We start from the raw sequence: 13,128 nt of genomic DNA on the forward strand, positions 1-13,128 counted from the left end.
CATTTCAGTTAGGATCAAAAGTTGGATCTTTTCCACTATAAATTTATTTAAAAAATGAATATTCAAGAATATATAGCATCAGGTATTTTGGAAAGCTATGTGCTCGGAACTACCACTGCCGAAGAAGTTGCGGAGGTAGAGCGTTTAGCCCAGACCTACCCAATTATTCAGCTAGAAATAGACGCTGTCAGAGACAGTATTGAAGAATATGCCTTAAAATTTGCTAAAACGCCTCCTCCCGAGCTGAAATCAAGAGTGATGAATGCGCTACTGGAGTTGGAGGAAGCCGAAAAAGCAAATATACAGGCAGTTGCTCCAGAGACCAAAGTAGTAAACTTTACTCCTGAAAGTAAAGGTGCTTCTTTCTCATTCAAGTACGCAGCCTCATGGGTACTACTTGCATTGAGCATAGCAGCCAACTGGTTTTTGTATAGCAACTGGCAAAAGTCAGAGGATAAAGTTGTTGCTTTGGAGTCGCAAACACAAATTTTGGCAAGCAGTGAACGTGCTCTCAAGGCTAGTTACCAAGAGAATATCAATACCTTGTTGAATCCCGAAACGAAACGAGTGCAATTGGGTGGGCAAAAACCTGCGCCAGATGCCCAAGCGATTGTTTATTGGAACTCTGCTACGCAAGAAGTGTATTTGTCTTCGGTAAAATTGCCTGTAGCTCCTGAAGGAAAACAATATCAGCTTTGGGCAATTGTGGATGGAAAACCTGTAGATGCAGGTTTGTTAGATAACCCAGAGACTTTTGAAAAAATGAAGTCGTTGGGCAATGCTCAGGCATTTGCAATTTCGCTAGAAGCTAAGGGTGGTAGTACCACCGAGGCAGGACCAAAAGGCGAAATATTTGTACTTGGAAATGTATAGGTTTAAAGTTGAAAATAAATTGAGTGTAAAAACCTCGCAGGAAAATTCTTGCGAGGTTTTTGTTTGAATAGCGAATAAATCGCAACTTCACAAAATACTTGATTCCTATATTTGACTATGAAAAACCTTAATGCACAAAGGATACTGATACTCTTTGGTATCATATCTACTCTTGAATTGTTCTTCTTAATTTTTCCATCTGAAAACTTTCCCATTCGGTATTTTACCAAACCTCTACTTTTACCCTTGTTGATATTATATGATTATCAAAATCAACAGGATAGAAAGTCATTTTTCTCTACATTCCGAATTGCCCTTGCCTTTGCGTGGCTGGGCGATGTGCTTCTGATGTTGCCCAATGCTTTTGTGCCAGGCTTATTGGCTTTTTTGATGATGCAGATACTATATATCAGAATTTTCTGGCAAGATTGTGCCACGCCTCAAAAGGGTTTTGTTTTCCGTCATTTGTGGATTATGTTACTATTAGTGGGCTATCACCTGATGATTATGTTGCCTGTTTGGCCATATTTGGGTGCTATGCAGATTCCAGTATTAGTATATTCAATCGTCATAAGTATTATGGTTTTAGCAGCTATTAATCGCATAGGAGAGGTGCCAAATGCGCTAAAAGTTGCTGTTGGGGCAGTATTGTTTATGGTATCTGATAGTTTAATTGCTATTACCAAATTCGGTTCAGATTTTGCCTATAGTGGCTTTTGTGTTATGTTAACTTATATCGTTGCCCAATATTTGATAGTAAAAGGTAGAGAAATACCGAAATAGTAGATACAAATCGTAGCAAAAAATTGTGATGTATGTTGTATCCAAAATAATTGCAGTGCGACAAGGATGAATCAATAGCGTATTTTTAAAAAAAATGAAAAAAGATAGGGGATATATACTAAATGGTTGTCATAGAAGTAATTAAGGAGAGTTAATGAAAATATTATTTTTGTATGTTATTTAGAAGCTCAGGAGCTTTATTAAAATACCCTATACCTTTTATAACTAATAGATGCCGTTTAAAACTAATTGCTTAAGATTAAAAAGTGAAGCTGTGTAACTTTGTGATGTCTTGATTAAAATTGCTTTTTTTAATCAAATTGATTTTCTTTAAACTTAAATCCATCACAAGCTCTTGGCCTTGCAACTTACTGATACCGACATACTCGAAGCAATTCGACAAGGAAATGAACGTGTTTTTGAAGTAGTCTTCCGAAAATACTATCAAGCCTTGTGTAATTATGCCTTTGGTCTTCTCAAAGATATGGACGATGCTGAGGAGATTGTACAAGGGATGTTTCTGAAAGTATGGGACCAGCGTCAGGACTTAGAAATAACTGTTTCGCTGAAATCATATTTATATCGAGCTGTGCATAATACTTGTTTAAACCGTATTAAGCACCTCAAAATCCAAGATACTTATCGCCAGCATGTGGGTGATTTTATGGAAAATAACCATGTGTCAGCTACTGATGAATTATATAAAGCAGAATTAGAAGCGCGTATTGCCGAGGCCATCGAAAAACTTCCAGAACAATGTAGATTGATTTTTCGGATGAGTCGTTTTGAGGAACTTAAATACCAAGAAATTGCCAACGAACTTCAACTGTCGGTAAAGACGGTTGAAAATCAAATCGGAAAAGCGCTCAAGATATTAAGACAAGAGTTAGCAGAGTATTTGCCAAGTATTCTTTGGCTTGGACTTTTGTTATTTCACCACTGATAAAAAGATTCTTACTTGTGCCAAGCGTACACTTGGCGTTGAATAAATATGGCAGAGCATCAAAACATAGACGAACTTTTAGCAAAGTATTTGGCAGAAGAAAGCCCAGAGGAGGATTTTTCCGAAATCCAAGACCATCTGAATGAGCTTCCTGATGGAAATACCGTCTTTGAACATTCCAAAATTATTTGGGATGCTAGCGCCGCATTTCAACAAAAAAAACCTTGTGATATAAATGCCGCTTGGCAAAAAGTCAAAAAGCAAATGTCTTGTCCTTCCAAATTGGAAGATCATACACCAATTGTTCATCTCAACGAAGCGTCAACAATTATTCGTCCATTATCCGAAAAACGAGTAATTCCTTTCAAGAGAGTGATAGGTATCGCAGCAAGTGTAATTGTATTGATGGGAGTAATGCTTTTTCTCTTTTGGAAACCAGCACCTGAGTCAGCACCGCTACAAGAATCCATTGCACAAGAAAAAGTACTTAATTACACTTTGCCTGATGGCACTAAAGTGAGCTTGAATCGTGGCTCGAAAATTTCGTATCCTTCTACCTTCGAAGGACAAACACGTGAAATTACTCTGCAAGGGGAAGCCTTTTTTGATGTCGCTCATGATGCCCAACACCCCTTTATTATTCATGCACAAGGGGCAGACATAAAAGTATTAGGAACTTCCTTTAATGTAAATGCCTATTCGAAACAGGTAAAAGTCTGGGTAAAAACTGGTAAAGTTCAAGTCAAAAAATCTGCTTCAGTTATGCAATTGCTTCCTGGCGAGCAAGCGGAAGTCCAAGGCGACGATGTTGTACGCTCTGCCAATGTAGATGCCAATCAAGCTGCTTATTTTTCTCAAAGTTTTAATTTTGAAAATACCGATTTATCTTCTGTTGTAACGACCTTAAGTCAAGTTTATGGGGTAAAAGTAACCTTAGCCAACGAGGCGATGAACCATTGTAAGCTGACTGTAAATTTTGAAAAAGAGTCCTTAGAAAATATTCTTGCCGTAATTGCTACAACTTTTGACATAAATGTACAAAAGCAAGGTCAAAATTTCGTTTTAGAGGGAAAAGGTTGCCAATAATTTCCTAATTTTGGAGCCGCATAAACTCTCTTTAAACAACTTGTATCTATGTCTTTTAGTGTACGAAGCATAATAGCGTTTTGGACTTTGTCTGTATGCTTGTTGGTACACTCCAATGCACTTGCACAATCTGCGAATCTTGAACGGGTAGTCACTGCTCGTTTTTCGGATGTTTCCGTAGAGGAAGTTCTGTCCTATTTGTCTGCTCAGGGAAATTTTAAGTTTTCGTATAATTCGTCATTAATTGATGAAGACAAATCTGTTGAGTTAATTCTTGTCAACAAAACCATTCGTGAAGCCATCGGTTTGCTATTTAAAGGAACGATTCGGTATAAAGTGCAAGGTCAGTATGTGATTTTGCTCAAGGCCGAGCGCGACCCAGTATATATTAGTGGCGTGGTGTACGATGCTATATCGGGTAAAAAACTTCCCAATGTCAGTATTTACGAACGCAATAGTTTGGCGTCTACGGTTACCAATCAGAATGGTTATTATCGTATAAAGCTCAATCATACAAAAACTATTTTTAAATTGTCAGTATCAGGTCCTGAATATGAATCACAGACTTTGGTTGTCAAGCTTTTACAGTCAGAAACCAAAGATTGGGCACTTCAACCTAAGGTCAAACAGCCAGAATTGCCCTTTGATGATAATTCACCTTATTTCCCCAACTTGATCGATACGGTTGCAATCCCCAAAGAGGTTCCCATCTTAGTGCCCAGAGTGCCTGTGACAGGTTTGCTACTTTCTGAATATAGCGTAGCAGATACCACGGATAATATTTTCCCGATTTATCGAAAAGATTCTAGTCGTTTATTTCGATTTTGGGATGAAATCAAGTCGAGATTTAGCAAAATGATGATTGCTCGAACTCAAAGAATCCACGACAAAAACGTAACAGATACGCTATCTCGTCCTTTTCAACTATCATTATTACCATTTCTAGGAACGAATAAGCTCCTTTCTGGAAGTATCGAAAATAGAGTTTCGGTCAATATTGTGATGGGCTATTCGGCAGGAGTTCGCAAAATGGAATTCGGAGGTGGTCTGAATGGTGTACGCCGAAATGTCAACGGTTTTCAGTTTGCTGGTGTAGGAAATATTGTAGGGAAAAATGTAATTGGTGTGCAAATGGGCGGGGTGTTCAATACCGTTTTGGGCGAAACCCAAGGTGTTGCGATGACATTGGGCTGGAACCATACATGGAAAAATATGACGGGTTTACAAGCCGCTGGTCTTATTAATATTACCCACAAAGAAACCAGAGGAGCGCAATTGTCAGGTGTGTTAAACGTAACAGGCAAGCTGTCGAAAGGTCTTCAAATGGCGCCAATCTTGAATGTTGTGCTCAAAGAATCGAAAGGATGGCAAGTAGGGCTTCTTAACTTTTCACATAAAATCTCGAAAGGAGGACATCAAATTGGCTTTTTGAACTTTAGTGATTCCTCTGCCACCGCACCAATCGGCTTTTTGAGTTTTGTGGGCAAAGGCAACGGCTATAAACGATTTGAAGTAGCTATAGATGAGATACAGTCCGCTAATATCACATTTAAAACGGGTGTTCCTGCATTTTATAATATCTTGACGCTTGGCTCCAATTTTGTTCGTGCCTACGAACTGGTAAATATTGGCTATGGTTTCGGACGAGCCTATAAACTAGGAGGAAGATGGATGATGAATACCGACGTTACGAGTGGACTGATGGTTGAGTACAATCAATACGGAGAGGTTAACCAAGGGGTTTTATGGCGCTTTGATTTAGGCTTCGAAAAATTTCTAGCACGTAACTCAACGCTCACCTTTGGACCATCTATCAAAGCGCTGGTAATTGACCCCGCCAATTCATCGTATGCCAATGGTAAACCATTCAAAAATATGCCAACTTATCAGGCGATTCGTTCTACAGAAAGATTTACACTTTGGTATGGTTTTCAAATGGGATTACGCATCAAACAACGATATGGAGACTAATGTAGTGCTGAGTGAGGAGTTGTCCTTTTTATTTGCCCCAAAAAGCGCCGTAGGAGAGAGAAAATTCAATCTAACCGATATTCTTTCTCACCTACAGCGCTCTTTTTTTAATAACTAGGAGATATAATTTTCTTAATAATCAGACTTCTCTCTACATTTTGGGAAATTGCGGAAGGTAACGCAACCTATGTTGGACAAGTATAACTACTTTTGTCCAAAACATTTCTCACTCCAAAAACACCCTTTGTGCCTTTGCCCCTCTGCCACTTTGTGCCTCCAATAACAATATCGCTGAAATTCCCACTTCTATCTACAAACCTATGCGATAGAGCGATTTCTTATATTGAAATGGCAACGTTTATCGGTTCTTCTTTAGTCCCTGATATTGGGAAAATGCAAAAACTGCATCACAAAAGCTTAACCAAACATATTCGTTACACTATCAAGCATGAGAAAAATACTATTACTGTTCGCATTGATTTGCATTCAATGGTCTTTTCAAGCATGGGGTCAACAAACACCCATTTCGGTCAATACGACAGGAATTACCATTGCCGATGAATTCTACAATAATGCTCTTCTTTCTGAAATTTGTCAGGATTTAACTAAAAAAACAGGGGTAAAAATCGATGCTGACCCTACCCTTCTGAGCAAATACCGTATTAGCTATTGGTTTCAGAAAATCAAAGCAGAAATTGGCTTTACTAATGCCCTAAAAAATACAGATTTGAAGATATATGTCGACGAAAACAGTGTCCTTCATATCGTACCCAAATCTCAAAAAGTTACTGTTGCCAAAGCCATTACCGAACAACAATACAAAGGCAAATCAGAGAAAACAAACTTTAGTATTTCTGGAAAAATCGTAGATGCGCTCACTGGCGAATCTCTAGCTTTTACAACGATTACCGTAAAAGGTAGAAAAACTGGAGTTCAGACCAACGTCGATGGACTTTTCACCATCCAGAAAGTCCCTTCTGATACTAGTGCCTTGGTGATTAGCTATATAGGTTACAGAACTTTAACCTATTATCTAAATCCTCAAACGCCTACGAGTAACCTTCGTATTGACCTAGTGCCTGCCAATGAAGAATTGGATGAGGTAAAAGTAACAGGAGAAAAAACCGAAATCATGAAAGTCAACGAAACCGTTGGGATGTTTATGATGACTCCTAAAAATATTGCAAAACTTCCCAACGTGGGAGAAAAAGATATTTTCCGAGGTTTTCAGTTGATGCCAGGGATTAGTGCTGCCAACCAATCGTCCTCGGGCTTATATGTACGTGGTGGTACGCCAGACCAAAACCTTGTCTTATATGACGGATTTACCGTATACTATGTCGACCACCTTTATGGCTTTTTTAGTGCTTTCAACTCCAATGCCATCAAAGACGTGCGTTTGTTTAAAGGAGGTTTCGAAGCAAAATATGGCGGACGTGTATCCAGTGTGGTTGATATAACTAGTAAAGATGGCAACCAAAAGGAGTTCAACGCTACCGCCGATGTAGGCTTGTTAAGTGCCAATATTTTAGCAGAAGGTCCTATTACCAAAAAGATGACCTTCGTGGTAGCAGCTCGCCACTCGTGGGCTGGACCGATTTACAACAAAATCTTCAATACTTTCAAAGCTCAACAAGCTGCTAACAGTAGCAACAACGCTGGCTTTACAGGCGGATTTGCTCGTAGATTCCAGTCTGGACAAACGGTATCATCTTATTTTTATGACCTCAACGGCAAAGTAACCTATCGTCCAACCCAACGAGATAACATTACATTGAGTTTTTATAATGGCGAAGACTTTTTGGATAATTCACAAAACCTTTCACTTCCATTTGGTGGCGGTCGCGGAGGTGGTTTTGCTAATACCGACGTTTCTAACTGGGGTAATACAGGTTCAAGTTTGAAATGGTCACGCCAATGGACTGAGCGTTTTTATACCAATACCCTCTTTAGTTTTTCAAACTATTATAGCAACAGAGATAACACCAACCAAAATACGATTACTCGTACCGACGGCACAACTCAAAATGTCAAGTTTGGTTCTTTGGAAAACAATGACTTAAAGGATATTTCTTTCAAATCAGATTTTGAATATCGTCTATCATCTCATCAGTTAATTGAAATGGGCGTGCAAGCTAGTCATTTGCAAATAGATTATGCCTACAGTCAAAATGACACCACTGTAATTTTAGGAAAAAATGATAGAGGAAATTTGATTTCGGCCTACCTCCAAGACCAAATCAAATTTGGGGATAGTAAATTGGTTTTGAAACCAAGTTTAAGAACCACTTATTACGACGTAACCAAAAAGAACTATTTAGAACCTCGACTTTCAGCGACTTTTTCTTTAACCAAAAAATTGATGCTAAAAGGTGCTTTGGGACAATACTATCAGTTTGCCAAACAAGTGGAGCGTGAAGATATCACCAATGGTAGCCGTAGTTTCTGGTTGTTGGCCAATGACAGCTACTTACCTGTCACATCTTCTAAGCACTATATTATTGGAGCTAGTTATGAAATAGACGATTATGTATTTGACGTAGAAGCCTATTACAAGGACATCGACAACGATACCCGTTATACCCTGCGCTTTGTGCCAACGGTAGGCAGAGGTTTATCTGCCAGCGAAACCTTCTTTACGGGTACAGGAAAAGTAAGAGGGATTGACTTTTTGATTCAGAAAAAATTTGGCGACTACACAGGTTGGGTAGGCTACACTTTAGCCAAGTCAGAAAAAAGTATTGCTCAGTTTTCAGCAACGCCATTTCCTTCTAACTACGATGTTCGCAATGAATTCAAAAGTGTAAATATGTACAAAATGGGGCACTGGGATTTTTCACTTACGTGGATATATGCCTCTGGTATGCCATATACCTCTATTACGGGTGGCTATATCATCAAGTTATTGGATGGTACCGAAAAGGATTATACGAGCCCATCAACGACCAATGCCAATCGTCTGCCAGACTCACACCGTATGGATGTGGCGGCTACCTACAACTTCAAACATGGCAGTATTGGCTTGTCGATTTATAATTTATATGGTCGCCAGAATGTTTGGTACAAAAAATTTCAAACCATTACCGACAGCGATACCAACGAAAAGTATTTGTCGGTTACCAATGTGAATTACTTGGGCTTTACGCCAAACATCACCTTTACTTATAAATTGAAATAATCCGTAAAAGCATTTACATATCATGAAAATATATCATTTTATAGTAGCCATTTTGTTGGGAGGCATCTTATCGAGCTGTAGTAATGAAGGCTCAGTAGAAGTTACCGACAATGCAGTAATAGAAGCGTATCTTGTGGCTGGGCAATATATTACCATGCACGTCAAAAAAGAAATCCCATACAGTGACCAAAGTATCAGCTCAGAAGAACCAATAGATGGGCTCAAAATTACAGTAACTGGAGATGGAAACACGTATTCACTTGTATCGCTAGGGAATGGCGACTATCGTTCAGATACTACAATAAAACTCAAGGTTGGCGTGAGTTATAGCATGAGTTTTGTCTATAATGGAAAAACCATTTCTGCCACCACGATTATTCCCAGCAAACCCGAAAATTACGCCCTTGACCAAAGCTCTATTTATTTATCACAAATTGATTTAAGTAGTGGAGGTAGACCTATGGGCGGCATGGGCGGAACCAACATTCAGGTAACTTGGGACAACACCACAAGCGATTATTATTTTGTAGTGGTAGACAATATCGAGACAGACCCAACACCCATTTACATTTTGGCTGATGATGCTGACTCTACTATGTTCACTCGTAGATTTAGAAGTCAGCCCGTACAAGGAACATCCACCAGTGTAAACCCCAACGAATTTCAATACTTTGGTATGCACAACGTGATATTGATGCACGTAAACCCAGATTACGCCGCTTTGTATCGTAGTTCAGGCTCAACCTCACAAAATATTAGCACCCCTCCTACGAGTATTACGAATGGTTTGGGGGTATTTACAGGAGTAAATGCAGATACACTCAAGTTTGAAGTAAAACAACGATAACATACAGTCTTCTATGAAGATCAACTTTGTTTAATATAGCTTCATAGAAGACTTTATTTCTTATACAAAAGGATAAAATATCTTTTAAATTATTCATTTATAAACAGAAATAATCAATAATTGATAAAACGTACACTTTCTTTTATTTATTTTGCATAAAACTCAACTATAAGGTTTCACACTATGCAAAGTATATTTCACTCCTTCCAAGATTTACTTCACGAGTTTATCATTTTTTTAAGACTAGAAGGTCTTCTAGCTGTCATTCATGATGGCAACTGGCGAGCATTCAAAACTGTCGACGGTATCTTTACATTGTTGATGCCTTTAGCTCCCATTATTATTGTCGCAGAGATTTTCCTTCTTATTATTACCCATCAATTTAACAAAAAATTTTATAAAATACCTTTCCTTATTATTATCATTAACCGTATCCTTGAAAAGGTTTTAAAGTTATCTATTACTATTTTCTTTATCGCTTTATTCAAGGATTATGCGTTATTCCATCTTAGTTTAAAATGGTATTTTATACCCTTGGGGTATCTTATTTATGAACTAAATTCATTTATAAGACATTATGCAGCACACAAAATCAGACTACTTTGGTGTAGTCATGCTGTACATCATTCTGCTACAGAGATAACTTCTTCAGTTACTTTAACTACTGCATATCTCGAAAACATCTATACAGATATTTTTGCGGCCAGCTTTTGCACCCTAATGGGATTATCGCCTTCATTATTCTTTTTCGTAATGATTCTGGATAGTATCTGGGGTGCGTTCGTTCATGTCAGTGAAAAAGCCCTCAAAAATGGAAGACTTGGGTTTCTGGAAAAATTAATCCTAACGCCATCGCACCATAGAGTACACCATGCTAGCAACGACTTGTACATGGATACCAATTTTTGCTCAATTATCAACATTTGGGATAGACTTTTTGGTACATATCAAGAAGAGAAAACCTATGAACCCGTTAAATATGGCATTACAAGACCAATGGATGCCAATAACTTTTGGGATGTTTATTTCGGCGAATATGTGGCATTGTGGAACGATGTAAAAAATGCCAAGGGTATTAATAAAATCAAATACATCTTTATGCCTCCAGGATGGCATCCTAATGGCGAACAACAAACCGCTGCCATATTGCGACAAAAAGCAATAAATCGAGAATAAAAATAAAGCCTCCATGTCATAGAGAAGACATAGAGGCTTTATTTTTATTCATGTTATTTATTATTTCTTCTGACCTCCAAATTGGTATCCTACTCCCAACCAAGAACGAATAATGCCACTTGTACCTTGAATGTTATTGATGTAAGGCGATATTTCGTAATTAACACTTAATTGTGGTAATTTTTCTAAAGGATAAATTCTTGTTCCTATCGAGCCAAAATATCCTTTGATCAAATCATCTTTATTGACAATAGCTCCAACAAACCCAAAGTTTACCCCACCCCCAACGTAAAAATTAGCTTTCCCTGCCTTTGCTACATTCAGCATCAAAGCTGGTTCAGTATTCAATGATGAAGAGAAGGAATTTAATTGAAAACGGCAGTCTACCCACAATCTCTTGGTTGCATTGCTCGATACCGAAAGAATGTTATTCCAAGGGTAATAACTAACGGCTTGCGCCTGAAGCTTTATTGTACTAGTTAAGGTTAATATCAAACCTAAAAACAAGAGGCTTTTCCTCATAATTTTGATTTTTTAGTATAAATAAAAATGATTCCTATAAGTCCACAAACAATGATGATAGCTCGAAATAGCTGAGCTGATTTATGCCAAAGATAAAAGAAGTCTTACGGCGAACCAACAATAAATCATCAACTCTCTGTAACTTTGCCTCATTGATAAAAAATACACTGAACTCTCTCTGATATGTCAGTTTTAAAAAAATTGGCGGGCGAAACCGCATCTTATGGAATTTCTACCATTTTGGGGCGTTCGCTCAATTTCCTATTAGTATTTATTCATACGGCAGCATTTCTGCCCGAAGATTTGGGTATCAATGTCAAGCTATACAGTTATGTGGCTGTAGCTAATATCCTTTATACTTATGGCATGGAAACGGCTTTCTTTCGCTTTGCTGCCGAAGATAAGACTCGTTACTACAATCTCATACAAACAGCATTATTGGTTACCAGTACCATTTTTTCAGGAGTACTGATTCTTTTTTCGTCTTCAATTATCACGAATTTAGGTTACCCACATCGTGAATTAGACCTAATATGTTTAGCTGTGCTCATTTGGATAGACTCTATTACTGCTATTCCTTTTGCTCGCTTACGATTAGAAAAAGCCACTAAAAAATTTGTCGCAGCAAAGATTATCAATATCCTCATCAATGTTGGACTCAATATCTTTTTCTTATTGGGTCTGAAAAAAATCTCAGAGGGCGACTATCTAACATTTTTACAACCAATAGCCCAAACGTTGTATGTCCCTTCGATTGGAGCTGGCTATATCATTATTGCCAACCTGTTGGCCAATATGTCCTATATCTGGTTATTGAGAAAAGAAATCTTCGATTACAAATTTGAGTTTGAATGGCCACTTTTCAAGGAGCTATTGGTATATGCGTATCCTATCATGATTATGGGTTTAGCAGGGATGGTCAATCAGGTTTTTGACAGAATTCTGTTAGAGCAATTTTTACCAGAAAACTTTTACCCAGGTCGTACCTCGCGCCAAGCCTTAGGAATTTATGGCAATGCCTATAAACTTTCTATTTTTATGGCTTTGTCGACACAAGCCTTTAGATATGCAGCCGAGCCTTTTTTCTTATCAAAAAATAAAGACAAAAACTCTACCGAGACTTTGGCCGAAGCTACCAAATGGTTCACCATCGTTTGTATTTTTATCTGGCTGGGCGTATGTCTTAACCTTGACTGGCTCAAAAAGTTATTCTTACGCAAGGCCATTTATCAAGAAGGCATTACGGTTGTTCCTTTGTTGCTCTTGGCAAATTTATTCTTAGGAGTATATTACAATATTTCTGTTTGGTTTAAGTTAAATAACAAGACTTATTTTGGCACGATTATTACTTTTATAGGTTTGGCAGTAACTGTAATTTTAAACATCGTACTGATTCCTAAACTTGGATACATGGGATGTGCTTGGGCATTTCTGATTTCATGTTTTACGATGACTGTACTTTGTTATTATTGGGGACAAAAGTATTATCCTGTTCCGTATAGAATCAAATCGGCAGTTGGTTACATTGTCAGCGCAGGGGCGCTAATTTATTTTACATTGTCGATACCAATTGCAAATCTTTGGATTTCTATTCCATACCATGCCTTGTTATTGGTTCTATACACAATAGGAGTAATTGTAGTAGAGCGTAAAACTGTACTACCTCAAAAATGGCAAAAACGCTTTAAATTGAGTTAAAATGGTCATTTTATCTAGAGATTTTGGGCATTAAGCCCGAAGAAAAACCAT

The 13,128-nt window shown here is 38.0% G+C and carries 10 protein-coding genes; 9 read left to right on the forward strand and 1 reads right to left on the reverse strand.

The window, feature by feature from the left end:
* Positions 1–54: 54 nt before the first annotated feature.
* From QM481_RS17470 to QM481_RS17505, 8 genes are all read left to right on the forward strand, one after another.
* A complete protein-coding gene (locus QM481_RS17470) occupies positions 55–873 on the forward strand; it encodes an anti-sigma factor (protein WP_283382663.1) in 819 nt (272 codons plus the stop codon).
* Between the two features lie 117 nt (positions 874–990).
* Positions 991–1,656 (forward strand): lysoplasmalogenase, encoded by a 666-nt coding sequence (locus QM481_RS17475; protein ID WP_283382664.1) that lies wholly within the window; start codon positions 991–993, stop codon positions 1,654–1,656.
* A gap of 361 nt (positions 1,657–2,017) precedes the next feature.
* Positions 2,018–2,599: an RNA polymerase sigma-70 factor gene (locus tag QM481_RS17480; RefSeq protein ID WP_095160236.1), complete on the forward strand. Its 582-nt coding sequence runs from the start codon at positions 2,018–2,020 to the stop codon at positions 2,597–2,599.
* Positions 2,600–2,647: 48 nt separating this feature from the next.
* Positions 2,648–3,685, forward strand: coding sequence for a FecR family protein (locus QM481_RS17485; RefSeq protein ID WP_283382665.1), 1,038 nt, complete (start codon positions 2,648–2,650; stop codon positions 3,683–3,685).
* A 48-nt stretch (positions 3,686–3,733) separates the two neighbouring features.
* Positions 3,734–5,656 (forward strand): STN and carboxypeptidase regulatory-like domain-containing protein, encoded by a 1,923-nt coding sequence (locus QM481_RS17490; protein WP_283382666.1) that lies wholly within the window; start codon positions 3,734–3,736, stop codon positions 5,654–5,656.
* A 448-nt stretch (positions 5,657–6,104) separates the two neighbouring features.
* Complete coding sequence (locus QM481_RS17495) at positions 6,105–8,834, forward strand: TonB-dependent receptor (protein WP_283382667.1); 2,730 nt, start codon at positions 6,105–6,107, stop codon at positions 8,832–8,834.
* A gap of 22 nt (positions 8,835–8,856) precedes the next feature.
* Positions 8,857–9,681 carry a DUF4249 domain-containing protein gene (locus tag QM481_RS17500; protein ID WP_283382668.1) on the forward strand — a complete coding sequence of 275 codons (825 nt, stop codon included), beginning with the start codon at positions 8,857–8,859 and terminating at the stop codon, positions 9,679–9,681.
* A 183-nt stretch (positions 9,682–9,864) separates the two neighbouring features.
* Positions 9,865–10,857, forward strand: coding sequence for a sterol desaturase family protein (locus QM481_RS17505; RefSeq protein WP_283382669.1), 993 nt, complete (start codon positions 9,865–9,867; stop codon positions 10,855–10,857).
* Between the two features lie 60 nt (positions 10,858–10,917).
* Here the strand turns inward: QM481_RS17505 and QM481_RS17510 are convergent, their stop codons facing one another.
* Positions 10,918–11,379, reverse strand: coding sequence for a hypothetical protein (locus QM481_RS17510; RefSeq protein ID WP_166550662.1), 462 nt, complete (start codon positions 11,377–11,379; stop codon positions 10,918–10,920).
* Between the two features lie 183 nt (positions 11,380–11,562).
* Here QM481_RS17510 and QM481_RS17515 point away from each other — a divergent pair, with 183 nt between their 5' ends.
* Positions 11,563–13,077, forward strand: a complete 1,515-nt coding sequence (locus tag QM481_RS17515) for an oligosaccharide flippase family protein (protein ID WP_283382670.1) — start codon at positions 11,563–11,565, stop codon at positions 13,075–13,077.
* Positions 13,078–13,128 lie beyond the last annotated feature (51 nt).

The sequence above is a fragment of the Flectobacillus rivi genome, from assembly GCF_030056655.1.
GTDB lineage: Bacteria > Bacteroidota > Bacteroidia > Cytophagales > Spirosomataceae > Flectobacillus > Flectobacillus rivi.